Raw genomic sequence first — 25,346 nt, forward strand, 5'->3', positions numbered from 1 at the left:
GTGACCGACGAGCTCAAGCGCCTGATGAAGGAATTCGAGCGTGAGCTCGCCATCCTCAAGGGCCGCGTCGATGGCCTCGAGGCCCGCGTGGGCGAACTGGAAGCCACCCAGTTCTCCACCACCACCAAGCTCCAGGGTGACTACTACTGGGCGATCGGTGCCGTGGTTCCAACCGCTGGCACCAGCAACGCCGCCGGTACCGGCAGCGCTGACTGGTACAAGAAGAACTACAGCGCCACCAACTTTGTCTACGACGCTCGTCTGAACCTCAAGACCAGCTTCACCGGCAAGGACCTGCTTTACACCCGCCTGCGCGCCGGCAACTTCGGCAGCAGCCCCTTCGGCGGCAAGGGCTACAACATCACCTACCTCGACCGCGCCGAGTCCTCGGACGGCGTCGTCAAGATCAACCGCCTCTACTACCGCTTCCCCCTCGGCAAGGGCTTCTCAGTCCAAACCGGTCCCATCTCACGTAACACCGAGTTCCTGGCCGTCAAACCCTTCTATTACGGCGACGACTTCAAGGGTCTGGACTTCTTCCAGCTGGGCGGTGCACCCGCGGTCTACAACAAGGCCACCGGCAGCATGCTGGGCTTCAAGTGGAAGCAAAAGGTCAAGAAGGGTCAGCCCTACTTCGCCGCGTCCACCAGCTACGTCGCACCGGACGGCAACACCGGCAACCCTGAAGACGGTGGCATCTTCACCAGCGGCAGCAAGGCCAGCTGGCTAACCCAACTGGGCTATCAAGCCCAGCAGTGGAAGGGCACCTTCGGCTGGAACTACGAACAGTGCGGCAGCAAGATGTCCCGCCGCGGCACTGAAGCCGCTGGCCGGGTCCAGAGCCAAGCCTGCTCCTACAACGGCGTGAAGACCGGCGGTGAGCGCAACTCCTTCGCTGTGGCTCTGGCCCGTCGTCCCAAGAACGGCGGCACCCTGATGCCCGCTGTGAGCCTTGGCTGGGGTTATCAGGCTGTCTCCTACGACAACCTGAACTACACCAGCTCTAGCCGTAACCAGACCGGCGCCGCTCTGACCAGCGATGGCGCAACCCAGATCGCTGGCAACCTCAAAGACGAAAACATCGCCGCCACCCAGTCCTGGACCGTCGCCCTCAAGTGGGATGACGCCTTCGTCAAGGGCAACAAGGCAGGCATGTCCGTGGGTCAGCCCACCTTCGTCACCAGCACCCGCAACGGCACCACCCCGTTCGACGCTGGTTACGTCTGGGAGTGGTGGTATCAGTTCCAGGTCAGCGACAACATCGCTGTGACCCCGATGCTGTTCTATTCCAGCAACCCCAGCTCCGCTGGAGCCGGCTACAGCCAGACCAGCACCCAGGGCGACAACCCCGGCGTGTTCGGCGGCATCCTGGCCACCCGCTTCAAGTTCTGATCTTCAGAACCACTCCTCACGCACGAGACCAACGGCCCCCTGCTTCGGCAGGGGGTTTTTTCTTGCGATTACCAACCACCGAGTGAACGCCGCCGCTTTAGTGTGGGTTTCAGAACAAACCGACGGCATGGGGCCCGACAGCATCAGCCAGGACAGCCAGCAGCGCTCAGCCTCCAACACCAGCCTCAAGTGGGGCAGCGATGGCGAGCTCTCTCCGGTGGATCTGCAGAAGGTGCTCGAGCGGCTGACCAACCCTGATCTCACCCAGTGCGAGCTCGAGCAGCAAAACCAGAGCTGATCCAGACAAAAAGGTGTCGTGGGCTACAGGGCCCGGCCGAGAGAATGGACGGATGAGCACGCCCTCACCAGCCAGCAACGCCGCGCGTCTGTTGGTGGTCGAAGACGACGACACCATCCGCGAAACCGTCTGCGAAGCGCTGGAGCTCGAGGGCTTTTCCGTCACCCCAGCCACCAACGGCCAGAGCGCCTGGGATCGGCTGAAACGGGAACCCTTCGAACTGATCGTTCTCGATGTGATGCTCCCGGGCATCAACGGGCTGGATCTCTGCCGCAAGTTGATCGAGTTGCCGCAACGGCCCCTGGTGCTGATGGTGAGCGCCCGGGACACCGAAACCGATCGAGTGCTCGGCCTCGAGCTCGGGGCCGATGACTACCTGGTGAAACCCTTTGGCATCCGCGAACTCGTGGCCCGCTGCCGGGCGCTCCTGCGCCGCCACCAAGCCAGCGATCAACAGCCCAGCGAACTCAAAGCGGACAACCTCAGCCTCTTCCCGGCTGAATGCCGCGTCTGCCTCGATGGTCTTGAGCTGAAGCTCTCCCCCAAGGAGTTCAAATTGCTCGAGCTCTTCATGCAAAACCCCAAACGCGTCTGGAGCCGCGAGCAACTGATTGAGCAGGTCTGGGGCTTCGACTACATCGGCGACAACAAGACCGTGGATGTGCACATCCGTTGGTTGCGCGAAAAGATTGAAGAGGACCCCTCCAACCCGAGCAAACTGGTGACGGTGCGGGGATTCGGCTATCGCTTCGGCTAGGCGATGACGATGCAGACCGCCCTACCGCTGGCCCTGGGCTTTGGGCTGGGCGCCCTCAGCGTGGGGCTCTGGCGCGAAGGGAACCGAAAGAAGAACGTCGTGGCCACCCGCTTTCGGCGGCGCCAACCGATCCCTGAACTGCAGTTGCGCGAATGGATCAGCGCCGCACCGCAGGGCTGGCTGGTGCTCGATGCCCAAAACCGAATCGAGATCATCAATGAGCGGGCTGAGTCCCTCTTGGTCAAAGAGAGTTCGCTCGCTCCCCAGCTCCAACACCTCAATGACCTGGAGCCCAGCGCCGAGCTGCTGCACCTGCTGGAGCTCAGCCGCAACACCCGCCTGGCCCAACGCGGGGAATGGAGCCTCGGGCGCAATGACCTCTCGGTGCGGGTGATGCCCGGCGAGAGGGGCTGGCTGGCCCTTCAGATCGACGGCAGCAACCCCCTAAACAATCAGCTCAAGCAGCAGGAGCAGTGGGTCAGTGATGTGGCCCATGAGCTCAAAACCCCGATCACGGCCCTGCGGCTGGTCAGTGAGAGCCTGGCCCTCAGGGCCGAGGGACGCCAGGCGGTCCTGGTGGAGCGACTGGAGAAGGAACTCGAGCGGTTGCAGCGGTTGGTGGGGGATCTGCTGGATCTCTCCAGACTCGACAACACCCTGGTGAGCCGCCGCAAGCGACCCGCCTGCATCGACCCAAGGGATGTCGTTGGCCAGGCCTGGTCCACCCTGCAGGAACTGGCTCAGCCCCGGGGCATTGACCTCAGCGTTCAGCCGATGCGCGATCAGGCCAGACAGGTGGCCGTCGATCCGGCTCGCCTGCACCAGGCCCTGTTCAATTTGATCGACAACGCCCTGCGCTACAGCCCCGATGGCAGCAGCATTGAGCTCTCGATCGAGGAGCGGGACCGCTGGTGCCTGATTGCCGTGCGCGACCAGGGCCCGGGGCTCAGCGAAGAGGACCTCGAGCGGATGTTCGAGCGCTTCTACAGAGGGGATCCAGCCCGGGCCAGAGGCCCAAGACACGGAAGCGGACTCGGGCTCGCCATCGTTCGCCAGATCGCCCTCAGCCAAGGGGGCCTGGTGCGGGCCCGGAACCACCCGGAGGGAGGAGCGGTGATTGAGCTGCTCCTCCCCAAGGCCTAAGCCTTAGGCGGCAGCGCTGATCGGCAGGTTGCTGATCACCAGCTGCCGCTGGCTGCTGAGCTTCAGCCAACCCTCCTCCTTCAGCAGACCCAAGACCCGAGTCACCGTGACGCGGGTGGTGCTCAGGGCACCGGCAATGTCCTGGTGGGTCAGGCGCAGGTTCAGGCGCAGACCGTCCTCACAGGGCTGGCCATACTCCTCAGCCAGCAATTCCAGAAAGCCCCGGACCCGGTCTTCGACGCGGCGCAGACCCAACAGGGAAATCAAGGCCTCGGACTGACGGGTCCGGCTGATCAGCGCCAGCATCAAGGTGCTGGCCAGGTGGGGGGTCTGCTGGATCTCGTCCATCGAGAGGCAGAGCAGATCGCAATCGCTCAGCGTCGTGGCTTCGTAGAGATCGAGGTTGCTGAGCGGTTCACCGAAGGGTTCATTCGGTCCCGCCAGGCCCAGGAGAACATCTTCGCCCTGCTCATTCATCGAGCTCAGCTTGACCATCCCGCGGGCCACCAGCCAGACGTGGTGGCGAAGCATGGGCACGCGACTGCCAGCCGTCAGGCTGACCAGATCGCGGCGCTGGAACGTGTCTTCGAGGCTGCCGCGAAGACTTAAGGGCGGACTCGATGTCAAAGATATGGACGTCATTGCATCAAGAGTGATTGGGAGTCTGTCAAGAACAATGCGTGCATTCAGATCAGAAAAAGGGCAGATCAGACCTGCCCTTGAACCATCTGGATCACACTGAACTAACGAGAGATTTTGTTCACTGCAGCACGTGCCTTATTCAAGATTGAACCATTCAGAGGGACGAAGCCAAGGGCATCAGCCCTGGCCTGAGCCTGATCGCTCAGCATGTAATTGAAGGTCTTCTTGATGGTGTCGGTGTTGGCACCATTGCCCTTCTGATAAGCCAAAACCCAGGTCAGGGTCGCGATCGGGTAAGCACCCTTGGCGGTGGGGTTGGGGTTCGAGCCAGCCAGGTTCTGATCGAGCTTGATGCCGTTCAGGGCCTTGGCACCGGAGGTGTGGCTGGGCTTGATGAATTCACCCGACTTGTTCTGCAGCGCAGCGGCCTTGACGGCACCGCGGATGTACGACTGGTTGACGTAACCGATCGCACCCTGCTTGTTTTTAATCACACCAGCAACACCAGAGTTACCTTTAGCTCCAATTGAATTTGAGCCCGGCCAGCGGACGGATTTACCAGTCCCGAGCTTCCACTGTGGAGAAAAAGAAGCCAGGGATTCGGTGAAGGCTTTGGTGGTTCCAGAACCGTCCGAGCGGTGCACCCAGGTGATTGGACCAGCGGCGCAACCCAGGTCCTTCCAGTTGGTGATCTTGCCGATCGCCACTTGGACAGCCTGCTGCTGGGTGAGCTTCAGGTTGCAGCCGGGCTTGTTGTAACCGAAGGCGATGGTGCCGCCCACCATGGGGATCTGCACCAGACCGCGGGTCACCTTGGCGATGTCCTTGGCCTTCATCGGATCATCCGATGCACCGAAGTTGACGGTCTGGTCGATGAACGCCTTACGGCCAGAACCTGAGCCAACGGCTTGGTAGTTGACCTGGGGGCCACCGGCCTTCGCCAGATCAGCGAACCAACGCTGATAGATCTTGGCGGGGAAGGTTGCGCCAGCAGCACTGAGGCGATCTGCGGCGGAGGCGGACATGCCGGTGCCGACGGCCAGCAGGGAGCCGATCAGGAGGGCCTTCTTCGCGAAGGTCATGGATAAAACCTTGTGGTTCCCATCCATCTACGCAAGTGATGATCCGTCCTGCGTTAGGGGCTGGTTAAGGCCTCGTGAACGTTGCGTGAATCAGCAGCAGGACTGGGCTTTAAGGGGCCTACTGGTCTGCAAACGCTGAAGCCAATCACTCAATTCGGCCAGGGCCTCAGGGCTCAGGCGGTAGTAGACCCAGCGCCCCTGAACCCGGGACTCCAGCAGGCCCGCCTCGCGCATCACCTTGAGGTGAAAGGAGAGCTTGGACTGGGCCAGGCCCATCTGCTCGGTCAGCTCACAGACGCAGCGCTCACCCCCCGCCAGCGCCAGGGCCACCTCCAGGCGATGGGGATCCGCCAGGGCCTTGAACAACGCGCTGAGGGCTTGGGACACAGCTCGGAGCAGGCCTAACCGCACCTTAACCAATCAAGAAACCTTGATGCATCAAACTTTGTTGATCAGTTGATTGGGGTTGGTCATGCGCATTGGCATCAACGGCTTCGGACGCATCGGACGACTGGTCTGCCGCGCCCTCTGGGGACGGCCAGGCATTGAGATCGTTCAGATCAACGACAACCAGGCCACGGCCGAGTCAGCCGCCCACCTGCTCTGCTTTGACTCCGTCCATGGTCGCTGGGATCGCCAGGCCGAGGCCCTCAGCGAGACCGAGCTGCTGATCGATGGGCGGCGCCTGAACTTCAGCCGCAACGGCACCCCCGCCGAGGTGACCTGGTCTGCCGCAGGTGTGGAGATGGTGCTCGAGTGCAGCGGCCGCTTCAAGACCACCGAGGCCCTCGAGCCCTACTTCAGCCAAGGCGGCATCCAGCGCGTGGTCGTGGGCTGCCCCGTCAAAGACGCACTGAACATCGTCTACGGGATCAACCATGACCTCTATGACCCCAACCAGCACCGGCTGGTGACCGCGGCGTCCTGCACCACCAACTGCCTGGCCCCGATCGTGAAGGTCGTGCATGAGCAGTTCGGCATCCGCCATGGCTCGATCACGACCCTGCATGACGTCACCAACACCCAGGTGGTGGTCGACGCCTTCAAAAGCGACCTGCGGCGCTCCCGCTCCTGCCTGCAATCGCTGATCCCCACCACCACCGGATCAGCCAAGGCCATCGCCATGATCTTCCCGGAGCTCGAGGGCAAGCTCAACGGCCATGCCGTTCGTATCCCCCTGCTGAATGCCTCCTTGACCGATGCGGTCTTTGAGCTCGAGCGACCCACCAGCGCAGAGGCAGTCAACCAGGCCTTCCAGCAGGCTGCGCAGGGGCCCCTCCAGGGAATCCTGGGCTACGAAACCCGGCCGCTGGTCTCCATCGACTACGTCAACGACAACCGCAGCGTGGTGATCGACGCCCTCTCCACGATGGTGGTCGACGGGACCCAGCTGAAGGTCTACGGCTGGTACGACAACGAGTGGGGCTACAGCTCCCGCATGGCCGATCTGGTCAGCCATCTCGTCCAGCTGGAGCCCCAAGGATGAGCGGACTCTCCGCCCTGCAGCAGTACCAGCGGGTCACCGCCAATTACTGGGCCTTCACCCTCACCGATGGGGCCCTGCGGATGCTGGTGGTCTTCCACTTCCATCAGCTGGGCTACACCAGCCTGGAGATTGCCTTTCTCTTTCTCTTCTATGAGTTCTTTGGGATCCTGACCAACCTCTACGGCGGATGGCTGGGGGCACGCTTTGGCCTGCGGTTGACGCTTTGGCTCGGCACCTGGATGCAGATCGGCGCCCTGCTGATGCTGATTCCGGTGGCGGACTCCTGGCCGAAGTGGTGGAGTGTCGCCTACGTCATGGCCGCCCAAGCCCTGAGCGGGATCGCCAAGGATCTCAACAAGATGAGCGCCAAAAGCGCCATCAAAACCGTGGTCAAGAGCCATGACGGCGATCAGCAACTCTTCCGCTGGGTGGCGATCCTGACCGGCTCCAAAAATGCCCTCAAGGGCGTTGGTTTTTTCCTGGGGGGCGTCCTCTTGACCGCCCTGGGCTTCAACGCGTCGGTGGGCGTGATGGCGGCGGGTTTGATATTGGCCTTTCTGGTCACCCTGGGGCTGCCGGCCGACATGGGACAGATGAAACGCAAGCCCAAAGTCCACTCCCTGTTCTCCAAAAGCGAGGGCATCAACGTGCTCTCACTGGCGCGGATGTTCCTCTTTGGGGCTCGGGATGTCTGGTTTGTGGTCGCCTTACCGGTCTTCCTGGAGACGACCCTGAACTGGCGCTTCTGGGAAGTGGGCAGCTTCATGGGCCTCTGGGTGATTGGCTACGGAATCGTTCAGGGATCCGCTCCGGCCCTGCGTCGCAGCTGGGGGCAAACCAGGTCCCCTGGCGCATCGGCCGTGCAGTTTTGGAGCGCCCTGCTCACGGCGATTCCCGCCTTGATTGCCATTGCCCTATGGCGACAGGTCGCCGATCCAGGTCTGGCGGTGGTGGCAGGTCTAACCGCCTTCGGGGTGGTCTTTGCGATGAACTCCTCGATTCACAGCTACATGGTTCTCGCCTACAGCGACGGCGAAGCAGTGAGCCTGGACGTGGGCTTCTATTACATGGCCAATGCCGCAGGACGGCTGCTTGGCACCCTGCTCTCGGGAGCGATCTTTCTGATCGGCGGGCTCCAGGCCTGTCTCTGGTGCTCGGCGTTGATGGTGGGACTGGCCTGGCTGTTCAGCCTGAAGCTGCCGCCAGTGCGAAGCGCCTAGCGCTGAAACAGCGCACGGATCTGCGGGCTGCGCTCCGGGCAGAGCATCGGCGTGTAATAACGAACGGCGGCAGTTTCCACCTCCTCAGGCAGGATCCCGGCAAAGGACACCCCCTCCCGCTCAAAGGCCTCGCTGAGGCGCTGTTGCTGGGCCAAGAGCAGCGCAGGCTGATCAAACGAGTCGCAGAGCAGCTGGGCATAGAGCCGCGCTGCGCAGCCGGTGTGGCCAAAGCGCCGCACGCAATCGCCCACAAGCTCTGGAGGCTGCGGCTGCGCCCAACCAGCACAGGGCCAAGCCAGCAACAGCAAGGAGATCGCCTCCCCCAGGGGGGCACGCAGGCGGAATGCCATTAACGCTGGCGCTCCGCTGAGCAGGCCAGAAAGCGCTCCAACTCCTTGGCATCCAGGCTCGGGGGCTTGGCAGCGGTCAACAGGGCGGGATGAATCGTGCGCAGTTGATCCGCAAGCTGATCGCGCTCGGTCACCGCAGCCTCCTGGCGCTGCTGCAGGGCCTCCTGCCAGACCAGACGGCGCTTGGCTTCACTGCGCCGCCACTCCGCCACGGCCTGCTCGTACTGCTCCTGCTCGGTCTGCTGGTCGTAGATCGTCAGTAGACGTTGCTCTTCGGGGTCCAGGGGCAGGGGCGCCAAGGCCGAGGTGAACGACTCTTCCTCAAGCGCCTTCAACCGCGACTCGGTCTCGCGGTAGCGCTCCACCAGCGGCGGCAGGCTCTCGCGATAGCGCCGGCATTGCACCAGAGCCTGGCGCTGCGCCTCGCTGTCCTGCTGAGGAGCGTTCTTGCTTGCGGGCCCTGAACAACCGGCCAACAGCAGCAACACCAGTACCGCGGCCCCTAGCCGAGGGTGAGGCATCCGAACCATCCGGACGAGTGCGCCCATGCTCGCAGGACTCGAGCGACAACGACCCCATTTGGGGGTATCGAGGGACACGCGGCCAGATCTAGCTGTACACCGCAGCAAAGACCAGCTCTTGGACAGCATCGACGCCCACATCGCCCTGGACCGCAGCGAGCTGGAGAAAGCCCGCAACGAAGGCGACAAACCCAAGGCCGCTCACCTTGAAGCCGAACTCAAGGACCTCGAGACCTACAAGGCTCACCACCCCGGCGAGAGCAAAGACCCCACCCCGATGGAGGTCTACTGCGATCTGAATCCTGAGGCGCCCGGCTGCCTCGTCTATGACGACTAGTGCGATGACCGCTACCGCGCCCCAACCACCCAGCATCACCATTGGTGAACTGGAGGCCAACTATCAGCTCTACTGCAAGGCACTGAAGATGCTGATTGCAGAAAAGCGCACCCTCAACAAGATCCAAAAAACGGTGTGTTGGGGAAAGCTGGCGACCCTCCACCACTGTCTTCCTAGGCAGTACAAATCACCCGATTACCTCTACGCCCAACTGCTCAAAGCACAGTCCACACCAAAAGCGTGAGACCGGCTTTGTGTTCGATCTTGCGACAGAGGTCAATCACTCAATCCCGCACAAAAGCGCTGTGCGGGATTTTTTTGTTGAGCGCGCGATTGGATTAGACACGAAATAAGTCGAATTCACACGATCCAACTGGCGGGGCCGCCGCAGGTCGATGATGGATGCACCGCTCGGAGTGAGCGATGGATCTCACCCCCTATCTGGAGACGCTGCAAGGAAGCAACCTTGATGAGGTCCTGCTCTCGGTTGCCGTCAGCGGGAAGGTTGCGCTGGCGATGAAAGGGCGCTTTTTTCTGCGCTGCCTCTGCGAGAGCTTCCGTGAGACCGAGCTCATCGGCTGCGCCGTCACCGATGAAGCGAGCTGCCTGAACTATCTGAGCCAAGAGCCCTACGAGCTGCTGATCTGCACCGACTTTCTTGAAAGCGGCAGCGGCTTCGATCTCGCCCGCAAGGCCAAGGCACTACAACCCCAGCTGAAGGTGGTGATGCTCGCCTTGGGGGATGCGATTCCGGTGGAACATGCCGAGGCGTCCTGGCTGGAGGCGGTCGTGGCCGAGGCGGACTTCATCGAAGACCAAAAACCGCTGGAGGCTGCTGTCCTGGCGGTGATGGGCCATCACGCCTACCGCAGTCCCTCCCTGCGCTCTGGCCAGTTGCCGTACCTGAGCTGCCCGCGCCTGACCCCAAGGGAATATGAAGTCCTGGACCTTTTGGCCAGCGGCCTGACGGACCGTGAAATTGCTGAACAGCTGGTGGTCAGCGAGGAGACCGCGCGCACCTACACCAAGCGGCTGCTGAAAACCCTGGAGGTCAACAACCGGGTTCAGGCGGTCCTCAAGGGAATGCGTTGCGGGATGGTGAAGATCTAGGCCAAAGCGTGGCTAGAACCCAACTATCTGATCGCGCCGCCTGCCATGGCCAGCCACACCATCACGCTTGAGGCGGCTGGCTCCTTTCCCTGCAACAGCGAGCAGTACATCCTTGATGCGGCGGAGGCTGCCGGCATCGACCTGCCCTTCTCCTGCCGGGCCGGCGCCTGCAGCACCTGTGCTGCCCAAGTCCTGCAGGGGACGGTGGATCAAGCCGATCAGAGCTTCCTCGATGGGCCACAAATCGAGCAGGGCTATGCCTTGCTCTGCGTCAGCTATCCACGCAGCGACTGCCTCCTGCGCACGGACGTAGCCGCCGAGCTGAATTAACACCAAGATGCGCCAAGCCATCCCGGGGAGTACGGCCATGGGCACCGCTCGCATTCTTCTGTCTGCAGCACTGCTTGCCGGGGCAGTTCCGATGCATCCGCTTCAGGCCGCCGAGAGCCGTTGCCCGAGCAGTAGCGGACGCTTCGCCGTCTGGGGAGCTGGCGTGGTCACCGCCAGCAAGACCCCAACCGCTCGCCTCATGGAGGAGCGCTGGTTGCCCGGGGGGCAGGTCGAGGGCCTGCTGGTGGAACGACTGGGCAGCGAAGAACGCCGCAGTGCCTATCGGGGCCAGCGCAGGATCACGGACAACTGCGTGGCGGTGATCGAACGGCAACTGCCTTGGGGCATCGACCGCAGCGAGGTGGTGCTCGATGGTCGCGGTCGTCCGGTCTATGGCTTGATCCGCACCGAAGGCCGAGTGATCAGCAGCAGTTGGCTGCCCATGGCCACCGGGCGCTGCAACAGCGCCAACCTCAACGGCCTGGTGGTCAGCCGGCAGATGGGGCTCAGCCAAGTCCAAGGCGGCTGGAGTCCCAATGCCGTCGTGCAGCGCGAGCAGTGGAAGGACGGCCGGGTGGAGGGGCTGGCCCTCTCCAGCTATGGGGCTGACAGCGAAACCGCGCGCTACAGCGGCCAGCTCAGCCTGAACCCCAAGAGCTGCTGGGGCACCATCCAGCAAACCGACGAGAAGGGACGGGCCTACAACTACAGCGCCTTGATCGTGAATGGCCGCCGCAGCAATGGGGCCCGCGGCTACCTCTACCTCCAGCGCGATCCAGGGGACCTGACGGTCGGTTGGCTGGTGCGCGACTAAACGATCAGCACCCTGGCGATCACCGCGGCCTGCGCAAAGCCCAACTGCCCCAGATGCTCAAGGGCTGCCTCAGCGCGGGAAGCCGGCAGAGCAGCCAACAGCGGACCGCAGGTCTGCGGGTCGATCCAGAGCTGCTGATCGACGGCGGAGGCTGGGGCGCTCAGACGCACCCCACCCCCGGGATCCAGCTGGGCCAGGGCCCTGGCGTTGGAGGGGGCCAAGGTGCTGGCCTGTCCCTGTTCCAACAGGGTGCGGGCACCGGCCAGGGCAGGAATGGCCCCCGGGTCTAACTCCACCTCTTGGCCGGCGCCGAGCATTTCAGCGAGGTGGCCGAGCAGGCCAAAGCCAGTGATGTCGGTGCAGGCACTGCAGCCGTAGTGCTGCAACAGCTCCACCAGGGGAGCCTGGCTTTGCTGCATCGTCTCCAGGGCCGCGTCAATCCACTGGGGTTTGGCAACCCCGGCCATGGCCGCCGCGAAGAGCACCCCGGTGCCGATGGGCCGGGTCAAGAGCAACACCTGATCGCTCTGCAGGGGCCCCTTGGGCCAATGCCGCTGCGGATCAACCGATCCATTCACGCTCAGGCTCAAGGCCAAGCCCGCGCCATCGCGCCCCTCCAGGGTGTGACCACCCAGCAAGGGCACCCCCAGGGGATCAAGCACCGAACGCACCCCCGCCAGGGTCTGAAAGAGCAGCTCCTGTTGGAGCGGCGCGGCGGCCTCCGGCAGGGTCACCAGGGCCTGAACGCTCTGCAGCTGGGCGCCACAGGCCCAGATGTCGCTGCTGGCATGCAGGGTGGTCAGCCGGGCATTGAGCCAGGGGTCATCCAGCAACGCTGGAAACCCATCGAGGCTTTGCAGCAACAACCCGCCGGTTGACGTGGCGGCCAGGACCGCGGCGTCCTCCGGCGGTGGGCAGTCCCCCCCCGGCTGCAGGCGGGCCAGGGCGCCCTCTAGGGGGTCGGCCGCCAGCTTGGCGGCACAGCCCCGGCAGGCCATCACGGCCCCAGCGGCCATGGCTCCGGTGCGGGCGAATCCGGCCATGAAGCGTCGATCAATCGCCTCTTTCCAGCGCCAGAGCCAGCGGGAGGGACCCAGGGACCAGGGCCCGTAGAAGGCCACCGCCCGCCTGCGGCCATCGCCCAGCAACTGCAGGGCCCTGGCCTGGGGACGCCAAGGCCTCAGCGCTCGCTTGGGCTGCTCGAGGCTGCGTTTGAGGTTGATCGCCAGCAGCGGCGCCGCACGCACAGCCCAGACCCCGGAAGCCGGCCGCGGATCCCGGCGAATCAGCCCGCAGTCGCCGCTGGCAAAGATCCGGGGATGGCCCTCCACCGCCAGACTCGGCTCCGTCCAGATCCGCCCGGTCTGGGGATCACAGGGCAGACCACTGGCCGCCAGCCAGGGCGGCGCCTCACTGCCGGTGCAGGCCAGATCCGCAGGCCGCTCGGGACCGACGCCGCGGCCCAGGGGGATGCCGGCCTCCGCCAACAGGCGCTCTCCGGCGCGGTTCGCCGCTGGCGATCCCAAGTGCAGCTGCTCACCGCGCAACAGCAGCTCGGGCTGATGCCCCTGGGCCCGCAGGGCCAGGGCCACCTCCACCGCAGCGGCACCGCCCCCGCGGATGGTTAGCGACGGCGGTGCCTGCTTGAGCCACTGCAGGAAGGGCTCCAGCGGCTTCACCCCGAGTTGCCCCTCGGCGTGTTGGGTCTGACAGCCCAGATCCAGGCTGAGGCGATCGAACTGCAGCGGCGGCCGCCCGGCCAGCAGCAACTGGGAGCGGGGCAGGTCGAGTCCCGTGATCTCAGCGCGCACAAAGGCCACGCCCGCCCGCTGGCAGAGATCGCGCAGATCAATGGCGCAGTCCTCGTGGCTGTAGAGACCCGCCACCAGCCCCGGCACCATGCCGGAATACAGGGCGGTGCTGCCCCGATTGACCAGCACCACGGCGGTGCGTTTGGGCTTGAGCTGCGGCCGCATCAACCAGCGCCGCAGCAGCAGGGCATGGCTGTGGCCACCCCCCGCCAGCAGCAGCAGCTGATCGGGATCGCTCAAGGTCGCCCCTGGGCCGAGGCGCCCAGATCCATGCCCTTGGTTTCGCTGTAGGCCTGAACCTGGCGCGGTTGAGGGCTCTCCATTTAGGCAATCTGGCTCAGGAATTGCCGCGTGCGCTCGTGTTGCGGCGCAGTGAAGAATTGCTCGGGCGGGGCCATCTCCACCACCTCCCCCTCGGCCATCAAGACCACCCGACTGGCCACCTGCCGGGCAAAGCGCACCTCATGGGTGACGACCACCATCGTCATCCCCTCACGGGCTAACTCCTGCATCACCTCGAGCACCTCCTGCACCATCTCGGGGTCAAGGGCACTGGTGGGTTCATCGAAGAGCAGCACCCGCGGTTCCATGCAGAGGGAGCGGGCAATCGCCACCCGTTGCTGCTGACCGCCGGAGAGCTGCCCGGGGTACTTGTGGGCCTGCTCGCGGATGTTGACCCGCTCAAGGAGCGCCAAGGCCTCCTGCTCCACCTCCACCTTCTTCCGCTTGCGCACCAGCACCGGAGCGAGACAGAGGTTCTCCAGCACCGTGAGGTGGGGGAAGAGGTTGAACTGTTGGAAGACCATCCCCACCTCCCGGCGGATCGCATCGATGTTGCGCACGTCATCGGAGAGGGTCATCCCATCGACGACGATCGATCCCCCCTGGATGTCCTCCAGGGCATTGAAGGTGCGAATGAAGGTGCTCTTGCCGGAGCCGGAGGGCCCCATGATCACCACCACCTCACCGCGGTAGACGTTCAGGTCCACACCCCGCAGAGCGTGGTAGCCATTGGGGTACCACTTCTCGACCCCGCGGGCCTCGATCATCAGGTCGCGATCCGTCATGGGGGACTCAGGCGGGTTGAGGGTTGGAGTTCAGGCGGGTTTCCAGGGCGCGGCTCCCCAAACCCAAGGCAGCGCAGCAGCACCAAAACAGCACCGCCAACACGAGATAAACCTCGGCGTCCTTGCCGAGGAACGCGGGATTGGCCATCACCGCCCGGGCCGTGCCCAGCAGCTCAAACAGACCAATCAGCGAGAGCAAGGTGGTGTCCTGCAGCAGGTTGATGAATTGCCCGACCATCGCCGGAAGGGCGACCCGGAGGGCCTGGGGCAGCACCACCTTGAGCATGGCCTGATGGACCGGCAAGCCCAGGGCGCGGGCTGCCTCCATCTGCCCCGGCGGCAACGCCACCAGACCAGAGCGGACGGCCTCGGCCACATAGGCCGCCGCAAAGAAGGTCAGCACCCAGGCCGCCCGCCAGACCCGATCCGGCGAGAAGCCACCGGGCAAGAGCAAGCCCAGGATGTTCTGCCCGAGGAAGAGCAGGGTGATCAGCGGTGCCCCGCGGATGAACTCGATGTAGAGCACCGAGAGCCAACGCAAGAGCGGCAAACGGCTGCGCCGCCCCAGGGCCAGCAACACCCCCAGGGGGAAGCAGAGCAGGATCGCGAAACTGGCCTCGATCAAGGTCAAGAGCAGCCCCCCCCAGCGAGAGGGGGAGACCACCGGGAGACCCAATCCCCCCGCAATCAGGGTCATCCCCAGCAGGTAGAGCAGCGGCCAGATCACGGGCCAGCCGCGGCGGAAGGCAGCGGGAAGGGCCGGGCCAAGGCGCCCGGCCCACCAGCGGCAGGCCAACAGCAGCGCCGTGATCCCCCACCAACGCTGGCTGATGGCAGCACTGAGCTGAAGAAACAGGGGCAGGAGCAACGCCAGGCCGGCGAGCACTGCAGCGGCCAGGCGGTCGTTCGCCGGCCAAAGCAGTGCCCGGCGATCGGGGCGAGGGAAGGCCCGCAGCCATCCCCAACTCAACCCCGTGGCTGCCGCCAGAAGAACGCTCAGCAGCCAGAGACGCCACTGCTGATCCAGGGGATAGCGGCCGATGGCGAACAGGGTGCTGTTGGCCTGAATCACCGCCCACTGGGCCTTAAAGACCAACCAGTGCAGCAGGGCCTGGCCGCCAGCCAGCAAGGCCGCCAGCAGCACCACGGTGATCAGCCCATCGAGGCGAGAGGCGAACAGGGCGGCCCGTAGCCGTTGCAGAGAAGAGGAGCGCTCCATCAACGGCTCCTCAGCTGCACCGCGCGGTTCAGCGCATTCATCAGGGCAGAGATCACCAGGTCCATGGCCAGGTAGGCCCCCAGCAGGATCACCATCACCTCCACCGCCCGTCCGGTTTGGTTGAGGGTGGTCTCCGCCACCGAATAGAGATCGGCGTAGCCGCAGGCGATGGCGAGCGAGGAACTCTTCGCCAGGGAGATGTACTGGTTGTTCAAACCGGGCACGATCACCGGCAGGGCCTGGGGCAGGACCACCTGGCGCAGGGTTTGCAGGGGGCTGAAGCCCAGGGCACGGGCGGCCTCCCACTGCCCCTTGGGCACCGAAGCAATCCCGCCGCGCACCACCTCCGAGATGAAGGCCGAGATGTAGACGATCAGACCGGTCAGCAGGGCCGCGAACTCAACACTCAGGCGAATCGGTGCCTGCCAGACCCCATTCACCAACTCAGGCATGCCCAGGTAGAGGCCCGATTGGGCGAGGACGACGCCCGGCCACTGGATCGCCTGGGCACCACCCGGCAAGGAGAGGAAGACGACGAAATACCAAAACACCAACTGCAAGAGCAGAGGGATGTTGCGGATCAGCTCGACGTAGACCCGCGCCAGGCCGCGCAGCAGAGCGTTGCCACTAAAGGAGGCCACGCCGACGGCGGTGCCGACGATCGAGGCGCCAATCAGACCGATGACGACAACCCGCAGGGTGTTGACCAGTCCCGCCAGCAGCGCCCACCAGTAGGGCTGATCGGCGCTGAAGGGCAACCAACTGCCGGCGATGTCAAAACCGGCGGGGTTTCCGATCCAGCGCCAGGTCAGCAGCAACCCGGCCGCCGCCAGGTTCTGCACCAGGTTCCCCAGCAGGAAAGCCACCAGAACCAGCACCAGCAGACCGACCGCGGCCTGCACCAACCAGGGGATCAGGCGGCGGTTGCGCCACCAAGGGGTGACAGACGGAGCCATCAGCGGAAGGGCGGCGAATAGATCAGGCCGCCATCGGTCCACTGGCGATTGCTGCCCCGCTCCAGGTTGATGCGGGTGTTCACACCCAGGTTGCGCTCAAAGATCTCGCCGTAGTTGCCGACGGCCTTGATCACCTGAACGACAAAGTCAGCCGGCAATCCGAGCTGCTGCCCCAGCTGGCCATCGACCCCCAGGAAGCGCCGCAGATCCGCCTGGTTGCTATCGGCCTGGGCCTCAGCGAGCTTGGCCTCGACGTTGGCCTGGGTGATGCCGGATTCTTCCGCCTGCATCAGGGCATAGGCGATCCAACGCACCGCATCGGCCCAGGCCGGATCACCGTTGACCGTGCCCATGGCCAAGGGTTCTTTGCTCAGGTCACCGGCGAGCAGGACATGGGCCTTGGGATCGGGAAAGCTGCTGCGCTTGGCGGCCAGCAGCGCCCGGTCACTGGTGACCGCCACGCAACGGCCCTGGAGGTAGGCCCCATAGGTCTGACCATCGTTTTGGAACTTCAGCGGCATGTAGGCGGCGTTGAGCTCCCGCATCCGATCCGCCAGGTTCAGCTCGGTCGTGGTCCCGGTGGTCACACAGATCGGCTTACCGGCTAACTGCTTCAAGGAGGTGATGCCGCTGCCCGCGTTCACCATCACGGCCTGACCGCCATAGAAGTGAATCGGCGCAAAGCTGAGGGCATTGCCCCCTGCCGCATCGCGGCTGAGGGTCATGGTGGTGCTGCGGGAGAGCAGATCCACTTCACCGCTATTGACCGCCGCAAAGCGCTCGCTGGCGCTCAGGTCGCGGAACTCCACCTTGGCGGGATCTGAGAGCACCCCAGCGGCGACCGCACGGCAGAGGTCCACCTCAAAGCCCTGGTAGCGGCCATCGGGAGCGACAAAACTGAAGCCCGGCAACTTGCCATCAACGCCGCAGACCAATTGCCCGCGGGCTTTCACCGCGGCCAGTTTTTGGCTTTGGGGCCCCGAGCCCTCCACAGCGCAGCCGGTGAGGACGAGACCAGCGAGCAGAGGAAGCGCTCGAAGGACCTTGCGGGGGGAAAAGGGCATCAACCAGGGCTCATTTCGCGAATTGTGCCACCGGTTTTTAAGGCTGGGCCATCGCCAATGAGGCCATGAAGCTCCCGATCGGAGCATCAAAACGCCGACGCGCTCTGCCTAGGGTCAGCCCATCTATCGCTGAACGCAACGCGTCGATGAGCTCCATCAAGCGCTTGAGCTGGGCCATTGAGAACGTCTTTGAGCGCTGGCTCTGGAAATTCCGTTTGATCGCGATCGTGCCCGTGGTGATGAGCCTGCTCGGCAGCGGGGCGACCTTCATCAGCGGCACCTCCGAGATCTGGCACTCGATGGGGCTGCTCCTCGATGCCTCGCCCGATGACAGCCGCACGGTGGCCCTACTGCTGGGTGAACTGGTCGGCGGCGTCGATCTCTACTTGATCGGGATCGCCCTGATGATCTTTGGCTACGGCGTCTATGAGCTGCTGATCTCCGACATCGAGGCGGCGCGCAGCCCCGGAGCTGGTGGCAATGGGCTTCTGGACATCCGCAGCTTGGATGTGCTCAAGGAAAAGTTGGTGAAGGTGATCCTGGTGGCCTTGATCGTGGCTGCCTTCAAGTCGATGTTGATCTTCCCGATCGACAACACCACCAACCTGCTGGTCTTCTCAGGCTCGGTGCTGCTCTTGGCCCTCTCGGCCTATCTGGTCTCCGGCGGTCCCAACCGCTCCACCTGGAATCAGCCCCGGGAAACCCCCTTTGAGTAGGGCTCGCGCATTGTGTAAAACGAAGGGATGAGCAGCACCCTCACGATCCGCACCCCGGATGACTGGCATCTCCACCTGCGCGATGGGGAGATGCTGCAGGCCGTGGTTGGACACACGGCACGGCAGTTCGCCCGGGCGATCGTGATGCCCAACCTCAAACCGCCGGTGACGACGGTGGAGCAGGCACGGGCCTATCGAGAACGGATCACGGCCGCCCTGACAGCAAGCCAAGGGCCTGATGCCGCCGCGGCCTTCACGCCGCTGATGACGGCCTACCTGACCGAAACGATCGAGCCAGCCGAGCTGGAGCGCGGCTTCAGCGAAGGGGTCTTCAGCGCCGCCAAGCTCTATCCCGCCGGTGCGACCACCAACTCCGACGCCGGCGTGCGCGATCTCGCCCACATCAGCGCCGTGCTCGCCTGCATGGAGCGGATTGGCATGCCGCTGCTGATCCATGGCGAGGTCACCGATCCCGCCGTCGACATCTTTGATCGCGAGGCGGTCTTCATCGAACGGCAGTTGATCCCTCTGCTCCAGCGTCATCCGGCCCTGAAGGTGGTGCTGGAGCACATCACGACCGCCGACGCCGCCCAGTTCGTGGCGGAGGGTCCAGCCAACCTGGCGGCGACGATCACCCCCCACCACCTCCACATCAACCGCAACGCTCTCTTCCAGGGGGGTCTGCGGCCGGACTTCTATTGCTTGCCCATCGCCAAGCGGGAGCGCCATCGCCTGGCCCTACGGGCCGCGGCCACCAGCGGCAGCAGCAAATTTTTCCTGGGGACCGACTCCGCTCCCCACCCCAGGGGCTCCAAGGAATCGGCCTGCGGCTGCGCCGGGATCTACAACGCCCCCTTCGCCATTGAGAGCTACGCCCAGGTTTTTGAAGAGGAGGGCGTTCTCGATCGCCTGGAGAACTTCGCCAGCGTGCATGGGCCCAACTTCTACGGGCTGCCGCTCAACAACGGAACGATCCAACTGGAGCGCAGCAGCGACAGCGACTTCATCCCAGGGTTAATGGAACTGGAGAACGGCAGCAGCTCGCCGACAACCCTGGTGCCCTTTCACGCCGGGGAAACCCTGAATTGGCGCCTGAAGCAGGCGCAATGGCGCGCGTCAGCAGCGTAAAGAGCTCGCAATCTTTCAACGACGGCTCAAAAGAATCCGCCTAATTTCCAAGCGGCTGCGTGAATCACGCGCTTCTTCCATAGTCCGCCCGATCCACATGTCTCTTGTCATGGCGCCCGCTCTGGGTATCGAGAGGTTTGCAAACGGTCAGAACAAAGAACACAGGCAGCAGGCCTCCGATAGCGATAAGAGCACCATCATTCGTGCCGTCTACCAGCAGGTTCTGGGCGGTCAGCATGTGATGAAGAGCGATCGACTCGAAGGGACCGAGTCGCTCTTCCGCAACGGCTACCTGAACGTGCGCGAGTTCGTGCGCTTGGTGGCCAAGAGTGCCCAATACCGCGCTCGCTTCTTTGAGAGCTGCAACCCCTACCGCTTCATCGAGCTCAACCACAAACATCTGCTGGGCCGCGCTCCTCACAACAAAGAGGAGATGCTGCACCACTTCACGATCCTGCAGGAGCAGGGCTACGACGCGGAGATCGACTCCTACATCGATAGCGACGAATACAGCCGCAACTTCGGCAACGACCGCGTTCCCCACATGCATGGTTGGGGCTATTCGGTTGGCCACGAAGGGCGTCAGTTTTCCTATCTGATGCAACTGGCCCGGGGCGCCGCCGCCTCGGTCAAGGGCGACCGCAACGGCAGTCAGTTCAAGCTGGGCCAAGCCCTGCACCAAAACCGCGCCATTCCGGTGCCCGGTGCTGGCGCTGCGGTCAGCGTGGCCCGCTACGCCCACATCAGCACCGATGGTCCCTTCAAGGCCTCGATGTCCAGCGGCAGCGATCTGCCCAGCGGTGATCTGCCCAGCGCCCGCCGCATCGACGGCAGCCCCGCCTACGGCTTCCGCAGCAACGAGTTGCTGGTCTCAGCACCGAATACCGGCGCCGCCGAAGGCAGCCGGGTGGTCACGATCACCGCGACGGGCATCGCCAACAACCGCTTCATCCGCCACGGCGCCTACACCACCCGCGTGCCCTACAGCCGGATGAACGAGGCCCTGCAACGGGTCCTGCGCCAGGGCGGCCGCGTCGTCAGCGTCGTCGTCAGTGGCGACAGCGACATCTCCTCGGCACCCGCCCCCGCGCCGACTCCTGCTGCCGACGAGCAACCCAAGGCCAAAGCCAAGGGCCGTGGCCGCTCCAAGGGCTGATTAAACCCCTCCCCATGACCTCTGCCCCTGGCCAAACGGCCAGGGGCTTTTTGTTGCTAGTCCCCGCCAAGATGGGACGACCTCTGCGTGAGCCACGGTGATCCTGCGGGGCCTTGCCACTGGATCGCTAACGCTCCTGCTCAGCCTGCTGCTTGGCGGCAACGGCTGGGCAAGCGAAGACAGCACAACAAGCCCGAGCGAACAACCCCAACAGGCCTTCAGCCTGCAAGAGGCGCTGAAGCTGCCCGACTGGCTGCGGTTCTCGATCAGCTACACCGCCGAGCCCATGGCGAACCCCCTGGGAGGGGCTGCTCAAAGCTCGGCCTGGATCCAGGACACGTCGATTGATCTCCAACTGGGGACAGGTCTGAGCCGTGCGGTCCAGGACTGGAATGAGCCAGATCACTGGCACATCAACGCCAACATCAATCACGTCGCGGGCGATGTGAGCTATGGCACTCGCATTGGCGCGTTCCTAGCCCCGCAAACCCTGTCCTACCCCGCTGGTTTCTATCCGACGGAACTGTCCTTGGAGCGCAGCGCCGGAGAAGGTTGGATCGGTGTCCGCGCTGGTGTGATTCCGATCAATGGTGATTTCGATGGAACGCTGCTGAGTGCGCCGATCCTCAACAACTACGTGCACTCGGCGTTGAACAACACCTACAACATCTTTGCGGGGAACCTACCGATCTCACCCTTTTCAAGCCTGGCCGCAAGGCTCGACATCCATCCCCACAAGGATCTCGACGTCTACTACGGCTGGTTTGATCTGACGACCGCCATCCCGATCATCCAAGCCTTCGGCGCGCCGGTCAACATCACGCCCACCAAGGTCGGAGACGCCCACATCCTGCAGCTGAACTACAGCCCCAAGCGCAGCCAGCCCGCAGGCAGCGTCCTACCCGGTGAGCTGTTCTCCATCGGCGGCTTCACCACGGACTACCAAGGCGAAGGACTGTTCGGCAGTGCGACCTGGAAAAGCGGTCTACCCCTGGGCCTCGATGACCGGGTCTGGATCGGCGGGGCCTACTCGCCGGAGTTTGATCTCAATCAGGCACCAAGCTTCCTCGGCGGCGGCCTGGTGATCCAAGGGGTCTTCCCCAAGCGCCCCCAGGACCTGCTGATCCTCGGTGGCGGGCACGCTGGTCTGAGCGCCGCGGCCCCACCGGGCTACCCCAACCAGCCCTACGAGGGCGTTCTGGAGCTGGGCTATCGCCTGCAGCTCAACCCCAATCTGAATCTGCAGCCCACCCTGCAGTGGATCTTCAACCCCAGTGGCCGAGACATCCCCACACCGGGAATCCTGACCACCAGCGTCCAGATCAGTCTGAGCTTGTAAGCCGGCCGGAGGCCATGGCCTGCAGCAGCGCCCGATGGTCCTCTTCCACCTGATCGCTGTAGCCCAGGGCAAAGTTGGCCATCGCCCGATCAAAGCCCTTGTCATCCCCGAGGGCGCCATGGAGGGTTTGACGCTGACCACTGCGGGCGTGGGCCCGTGCCAAGACCATGGCGCAGAGCTTGGCGTAGGCCTTCAGGGAGGGGGGCTTCATCGAGGCGAGGGAGACCGAGGCCTTCCAGTCCCGCAGCTGCCGCCAGTACATCGGAATGCCCTTGGGCGTTGAGGTCCAGCCCAAGAAGGGATCGCAGACGCACTGGATCAAACGCTGGCCTTCGACAACCCGCTGTCCCTGATGCCCCGCCTCATTCCCCAGTTGCTGGTCGATGCAGGACGGCAGGGCCTGCTTGCTTTGCAGCAACAACCAGTCCTCCGGATGGGGCCCCTTCATCAGGCCAATGGCACAGCGGGTGCCAACCGAACCCACGCCAACGGCTTTGAGGGCGGTGTCGACCAAGGCAAAGTCCTGCAATTGGTAGCGGCGGTGGGGTGGCAAGCTCTCGCGATACCCCGCCAGTAGGAAGGCGATCGCTTCGCTGTGGCTGGGGATGGACGCAGGATCCAGATCCGGCTCTGAGGCCCACAGGGCGGTGGGATCCAACAGGGCATGGCGCCAGACCAAGGGCGGCTGATGGCGAATCTGAGCGGTTCCATCCGGCAGGAACTCACAGTGCTTCTGAATGGCCTGGCGTCCCGAGCGCCGCAGGGCTTGGGCCACCGCCGCCTCAAGGTGGGAACGGAAGGCCGTGGCCGGCAGCTCCTCCACGAACCGCTCAACATGGAGCAGACAGTTCCAGAGCTTCAGGGTGGGGAGGTTGGCGTACTCCGCCATCGCCTTGCGATAGGCCGCGGCCACCTTGCGGGCGAGGCGGAACTGCTCCTCGCGATCCAGTTGCCACTGGCGTGCCACCAAGACGGCGCTGACCAGGAGGCGTTTGACATCCCACTCAAACGGTCCGGGTGCGGTCTCATCAAAGTCATTGATGTCAAAGACCAGGCTGCGCTCCGGCGAGGCATAAAAACCGAAGTTCAGCAGGTGGGCATCACCACACAGCTGCACCCAATGGGGACTACGGGGCAAGGGCGCCAGATCGGCCGCCATCTGGGCCGCCGTCCCTCGGAACCAGGCGAAGGGACTCTCGGCCATGCGCCGATGCCGCTCGGCGATCAACCAGGGCAAGCGGGTGCTGTTCTGTTCCTCGATTCGGCTGATCGGGTCCCGCCGATCAAGCAGCGGTTGCCAGAGCGAGAGGTCCTCCCATCCAGCCGCGTTGGGGTCGCTCGCACGCAACGGTCCTGGGAGGTGCACCTCCTACTGACTTAGCGAGCCGCCGGGCAAAACGGAAGAATCTGGCAAACATGGAGACAAGCGCCTCGCCCTATGGCCCTCTCCTTTCGGGAACTCCAGGCCCAACTGCAGCCGGGCTGGGGCTGTGAGCACAGCGGCAAGGGCGGCCAGTTCGACGTGCTGGTGGTGCCCTCCCTGAGCATGGACAGGGCGCTGATGGCCCTAGTCACCGGTGCGCACCATTACGAGGAGCGGCAGCTGTTTTCGCTGATTCGGCTTCGGGATCCCGGGGTCAGGGCGATCTATGTCACCAGCAAGTTGCTGCCGGAGCTGGTGGTCGATGCGGTCCTCGAGCTTCTGCCCGGTGTCCCCACCTCCCATGCCCGGCGGCGTCTCCAGCTCTTTGACACCGATGACGCCTCCAACCGGCCCCTGACCGAAAAGTTGCTGGAGCGGCCCGCCCTGCTGGCCCGCATCCAGGAGCAACTGCGCCCGGGACGCAGCTTCATCAGTTGCTTCGTCGTGACCGAGCTCGAGAAACGTCTCTCCGAAGCGCTGCAGATCCCGCTGCTTGGCACCGACCCCGCCCTGGGCCACTGGGGCAGCAAGGCCGGCAGCCGTGAGCTCTTTGCCCGTTGCGGGGTGCCGCACCCACCTGGGAGTGATCTGGTCCACAACCTCGAGGACCTGGCCGAAGTCACCGCCACGCTCTGGGAAGCGCACCCTGAGCTCAAGCGCTGTGTGGTCAAGCTCAACGAGGGGATCAGCGGTGAGGGCAATGGCGCCCTGGATCTCGCCCCGTTGCAACTGCAGGAGCGCTCTGCCGCTGCCCGGCGCCAGCGGCTGCGGCAAGAACTGGAGCGCCTGCCGATGCCCGCCCAAGGCTGGCTCACCCTGCTGGCGGAGCAGGGCGCCCTGGTGGAGGCTTGGCTGGAGGGGGGCGATCAACTCAGCTCCCCAAGCGTGCAAGGAACCATCCACCCCGGGGGGCGCGTTGAGGTGCTCTCCACCCACGAACAGATCCTGGGGGGCAGCAATGGGCAGACCTATCACGGCTGCCGCTTCCCAGCGGACAAGGCCTATCGCCTCACACTGATGCGCCATGGCCAGGCCATTGGCGAGGCCCTCGGAGCCGAAGGGGCCCTGGAGCGCTACGCCGTCGACTTCATTGCCCGCCTGATCGATGGGCAATGGGACCTACAGGCGATCGAGGTGAACCTCAGGCAAGGCGGCACCACCCACCCCTACATGGCCCTACGGGCCATCACCACCGGCAAGCTCGATCCGGGAACGGGTGAGTTTCTCTCCCCCACCGGTCAGGCCCTGCACTACATGGCCACCGACAACCTCACGCATCCCAACCTGCGGGGGCTGCTGCCGGCGGACCTGATCGACATCGTCGCCGAAGCCGATCTGCACTACGACCCGGCACGTCTACGGGGCAGCGTCTTTCACCTGCTGGGCTGTCTCTCGGAGTACGGAAAGCTGGGGATGACCTGCGTGGGTCGCAGCGCCGCGGAAGCCAAGCAGGTCTACGGGGCCACGGCGGGGCAACTGATCCAACAGGCCACCAGCGTCCAGGGCGGGGGCTAGTCCTGCCCGCGGCCGGGATAGACCAAGACCGGCAACTCCGCGTGGGTCAGCACCCGTTGGGTTTCACTGCCGAGCACCAGGCCCGCCAAGCCGCGGCGGCCATGGGAGGCCATGAAGATCAGATCGCACTGGTTATCGCTGGCGGCCTCAAGGATCGCCTCATAAATCACGGCATTCACCGAGGTCGCCCCATCCGCCTCCACCCCCTTGGCACTGGCCTTGGCCTTGGCCGCCCCCAGTACCGATTCGGCGTAGTCCGCATTGGCCTTGCTGAACTGCTCGGTCATCAGCGGATCCAGGACCAAACCCTCCCCATAGAGGGCTACATCGGGGCGACCGTAGTAGCTCGGTTGCACATGGAAAAAGGTGATCTTGGCGTCGATCTCACTGGCCATCTGCACCGCCTGATCCACCGCCAACTGGGACAGCTCCGAGCCATCGGTTGGCACCAGAAGATGACGAAACATCGG

28 protein-coding genes are annotated in these 25,346 nt (G+C 64.2%); 16 read left to right on the forward strand and 12 right to left on the reverse strand.

The genetic code is table 11. The features are described 5' to 3' along the window. From QZ186_RS00975 to QZ186_RS00990, 4 genes are all read left to right on the forward strand, one after another. Nucleotides 1-1,392, forward strand: a 1,392-nt coding sequence (locus QZ186_RS00975; RefSeq protein WP_296415191.1) for an iron uptake porin, incomplete at its 5' end; no start/stop codon positions are given. Nucleotides 1,393-1,519: 127 nt separating this feature from the next. Then, nucleotides 1,520-1,690, forward strand: a complete 171-nt coding sequence (locus tag QZ186_RS00980) for a hypothetical protein (protein WP_247478871.1) — start codon at nt 1,520-1,522, stop codon at nt 1,688-1,690. Nucleotides 1,691-1,742: 52 nt separating this feature from the next. Further along, complete coding sequence (locus QZ186_RS00985; RefSeq protein ID WP_296415194.1) at nt 1,743-2,447, forward strand: response regulator transcription factor; 705 nt, start codon at nt 1,743-1,745, stop codon at nt 2,445-2,447. A 3-nt stretch (nt 2,448-2,450) separates the two neighbouring features. Continuing rightward, complete coding sequence (locus tag QZ186_RS00990) at nt 2,451-3,590, forward strand: cell wall metabolism sensor histidine kinase WalK (protein WP_296415197.1); 1,140 nt, start codon at nt 2,451-2,453, stop codon at nt 3,588-3,590. Nucleotides 3,591-3,593: 3 nt separating this feature from the next. On the opposite strand, the gene QZ186_RS00995 is transcribed toward QZ186_RS00990, so the two are convergent. The 3 genes from QZ186_RS00995 to QZ186_RS01005 all read right to left on the reverse strand — a co-directional run bounded on the left by QZ186_RS00995 (nt 3,594) and on the right by QZ186_RS01005 (nt 5,701). Then, on the reverse strand, nt 3,594-4,217 hold the full coding sequence (locus QZ186_RS00995; protein ID WP_296415198.1) for a Crp/Fnr family transcriptional regulator: 624 nt from the start codon (nt 4,215-4,217) through the stop codon (nt 3,594-3,596). Between the two features lie 116 nt (nt 4,218-4,333). Continuing rightward, nucleotides 4,334-5,314, reverse strand: coding sequence for a phosphate ABC transporter substrate-binding protein PstS (pstS, locus tag QZ186_RS01000; protein ID WP_247478877.1), 981 nt, complete (start codon nt 5,312-5,314; stop codon nt 4,334-4,336). A gap of 90 nt (nt 5,315-5,404) precedes the next feature. Beyond that, nucleotides 5,405-5,701: a helix-turn-helix transcriptional regulator gene (locus tag QZ186_RS01005; RefSeq protein WP_232197326.1), complete on the reverse strand. Its 297-nt coding sequence runs from the start codon at nt 5,699-5,701 to the stop codon at nt 5,405-5,407. Nucleotides 5,702-5,786: 85 nt separating this feature from the next. Between QZ186_RS01005 and QZ186_RS01010 the strand changes: the two genes are divergently transcribed. Continuing rightward, nucleotides 5,787-6,800 (forward strand): ArsJ-associated glyceraldehyde-3-phosphate dehydrogenase, encoded by a 1,014-nt coding sequence (locus QZ186_RS01010; protein WP_296415207.1) that lies wholly within the window; start codon nt 5,787-5,789, stop codon nt 6,798-6,800. Then, nucleotides 6,797-8,020, forward strand: a complete 1,224-nt coding sequence (arsJ, locus tag QZ186_RS01015; RefSeq protein ID WP_296415210.1) for an organoarsenical effux MFS transporter ArsJ — start codon at nt 6,797-6,799, stop codon at nt 8,018-8,020. The genes QZ186_RS01010 and arsJ overlap by 4 nt, the downstream gene beginning before the upstream one ends. Here the strand turns inward: arsJ and QZ186_RS01020 are convergent. Together QZ186_RS01020 and QZ186_RS01025 are read right to left on the reverse strand one after the other, a co-directional pair. Beyond that, nucleotides 8,017-8,370, reverse strand: a complete 354-nt coding sequence (locus QZ186_RS01020) for a hypothetical protein (RefSeq protein ID WP_247478883.1) — start codon at nt 8,368-8,370, stop codon at nt 8,017-8,019. The genes arsJ and QZ186_RS01020 overlap by 4 nt on opposite strands. After that, the gene (locus QZ186_RS01025; protein WP_296415212.1) at nt 8,370-8,918 is read right to left on the reverse strand and encodes a hypothetical protein; all 549 of its coding nucleotides are present in this window, start codon (nt 8,916-8,918) and stop codon (nt 8,370-8,372) included. The genes QZ186_RS01020 and QZ186_RS01025 overlap by 1 nt, the downstream gene beginning before the upstream one ends. A gap of 91 nt (nt 8,919-9,009) precedes the next feature. On the opposite strand from QZ186_RS01025, the gene QZ186_RS01030 reads away from it, so the two are divergent. The 5 genes from QZ186_RS01030 (at nt 9,010) to QZ186_RS01050 (ending at nt 11,482) form a co-directional block, all read left to right on the forward strand. Continuing rightward, nucleotides 9,010-9,228, forward strand: a complete 219-nt coding sequence (locus QZ186_RS01030) for a CP12 domain-containing protein (protein ID WP_296415214.1) — start codon at nt 9,010-9,012, stop codon at nt 9,226-9,228. Nucleotides 9,229-9,232: 4 nt separating this feature from the next. Continuing rightward, complete coding sequence (locus QZ186_RS01035) at nt 9,233-9,472, forward strand: DUF3136 domain-containing protein (RefSeq protein ID WP_296415216.1); 240 nt, start codon at nt 9,233-9,235, stop codon at nt 9,470-9,472. 179 nt (nt 9,473-9,651) lie between these two features. Next, a complete protein-coding gene (locus QZ186_RS01040) occupies nt 9,652-10,338 on the forward strand; it encodes a response regulator transcription factor (protein WP_010317762.1) in 687 nt (228 codons plus the stop codon). A gap of 45 nt (nt 10,339-10,383) precedes the next feature. Continuing rightward, entirely contained in the window at nt 10,384-10,668 is a 285-nt protein-coding gene (locus QZ186_RS01045; protein WP_247478889.1) for a 2Fe-2S iron-sulfur cluster-binding protein, read from the forward strand. A 7-nt stretch (nt 10,669-10,675) separates the two neighbouring features. Continuing rightward, complete coding sequence (locus tag QZ186_RS01050; RefSeq protein WP_296415220.1) at nt 10,676-11,482, forward strand: hypothetical protein; 807 nt, start codon at nt 10,676-10,678, stop codon at nt 11,480-11,482. On the opposite strand, the gene selD is transcribed toward QZ186_RS01050, so the two are convergent. From selD to QZ186_RS01075, 5 genes are all read right to left on the reverse strand, one after another. Further along, nucleotides 11,479-13,533, reverse strand: coding sequence for a selenide, water dikinase SelD (gene selD, locus QZ186_RS01055; protein WP_296415221.1), 2,055 nt, complete (start codon nt 13,531-13,533; stop codon nt 11,479-11,481). The two genes, QZ186_RS01050 and selD, sit on opposite strands and share 4 nt — an antisense overlap. An 83-nt stretch (nt 13,534-13,616) precedes the next feature. Beyond that, complete coding sequence (locus tag QZ186_RS01060; protein WP_296415223.1) at nt 13,617-14,360, reverse strand: amino acid ABC transporter ATP-binding protein; 744 nt, start codon at nt 14,358-14,360, stop codon at nt 13,617-13,619. A gap of 7 nt (nt 14,361-14,367) precedes the next feature. After that, complete coding sequence (locus QZ186_RS01065) at nt 14,368-15,579, reverse strand: amino acid ABC transporter permease (RefSeq protein ID WP_296415225.1); 1,212 nt, start codon at nt 15,577-15,579, stop codon at nt 14,368-14,370. Further along, nucleotides 15,579-16,535: an ABC transporter permease subunit gene (locus tag QZ186_RS01070; RefSeq protein WP_296415226.1), complete on the reverse strand. Its 957-nt coding sequence runs from the start codon at nt 16,533-16,535 to the stop codon at nt 15,579-15,581. The genes QZ186_RS01065 and QZ186_RS01070 overlap by 1 nt, the downstream gene beginning before the upstream one ends. Further along, nucleotides 16,535-17,599, reverse strand: coding sequence for an amino acid ABC transporter substrate-binding protein (locus QZ186_RS01075; protein WP_296415227.1), 1,065 nt, complete (start codon nt 17,597-17,599; stop codon nt 16,535-16,537). Before QZ186_RS01075 ends, QZ186_RS01070 begins: the two co-directional genes overlap by 1 nt. Nucleotides 17,600-17,745: 146 nt before the next feature. Between QZ186_RS01075 and QZ186_RS01080 the strand changes: the two genes are divergently transcribed. From QZ186_RS01080 to QZ186_RS01095, 4 genes are all read left to right on the forward strand, one after another. Further along, nucleotides 17,746-18,315 (forward strand): YqhA family protein, encoded by a 570-nt coding sequence (locus tag QZ186_RS01080; protein ID WP_010317753.1) that lies wholly within the window; start codon nt 17,746-17,748, stop codon nt 18,313-18,315. Between the two features lie 27 nt (nt 18,316-18,342). Further along, nucleotides 18,343-19,443 carry a dihydroorotase gene (gene pyrC / locus QZ186_RS01085; RefSeq protein ID WP_296415228.1) on the forward strand — a complete coding sequence of 367 codons (1,101 nt, stop codon included), beginning with the start codon at nt 18,343-18,345 and terminating at the stop codon, nt 19,441-19,443. 109 nt (nt 19,444-19,552) lie between these two features. Beyond that, nucleotides 19,553-20,599: a phycobilisome rod-core linker polypeptide gene (locus tag QZ186_RS01090; RefSeq protein ID WP_363159443.1), complete on the forward strand. Its 1,047-nt coding sequence runs from the start codon at nt 19,553-19,555 to the stop codon at nt 20,597-20,599. 97 nt (nt 20,600-20,696) lie between these two features. Continuing rightward, the gene (locus tag QZ186_RS01095) at nt 20,697-21,938 is read left to right on the forward strand and encodes a carbohydrate porin (RefSeq protein WP_296415230.1); all 1,242 of its coding nucleotides are present in this window, start codon (nt 20,697-20,699) and stop codon (nt 21,936-21,938) included. Here the strand turns inward: QZ186_RS01095 and QZ186_RS01100 are convergent. Further along, on the reverse strand, nt 21,922-23,286 hold the full coding sequence (locus QZ186_RS01100) for a DUF2252 domain-containing protein (RefSeq protein ID WP_296415232.1): 1,365 nt from the start codon (nt 23,284-23,286) through the stop codon (nt 21,922-21,924). The two genes, QZ186_RS01095 and QZ186_RS01100, sit on opposite strands and share 17 nt — an antisense overlap. 90 nt (nt 23,287-23,376) lie before the next feature. Between QZ186_RS01100 and QZ186_RS01105 the strand changes: the two genes are divergently transcribed. Then, nucleotides 23,377-24,876: a peptide ligase PGM1-related protein gene (locus tag QZ186_RS01105; RefSeq protein WP_296415234.1), complete on the forward strand. Its 1,500-nt coding sequence runs from the start codon at nt 23,377-23,379 to the stop codon at nt 24,874-24,876. Here the strand turns inward: QZ186_RS01105 and QZ186_RS01110 are convergent. Beyond that, nucleotides 24,873-25,343 (reverse strand): universal stress protein, encoded by a 471-nt coding sequence (locus tag QZ186_RS01110; RefSeq protein WP_296415237.1) that lies wholly within the window; start codon nt 25,341-25,343, stop codon nt 24,873-24,875. The genes QZ186_RS01105 and QZ186_RS01110 overlap by 4 nt on opposite strands. Nucleotides 25,344-25,346: the final 3 nt, after the last annotated feature.

Source organism: Vulcanococcus sp. DEBay_Sum29NL08_54 (assembly GCF_017859255.1).
Taxonomy (GTDB): Bacteria; Cyanobacteriota; Cyanobacteriia; order PCC-6307; family Cyanobiaceae; genus Vulcanococcus.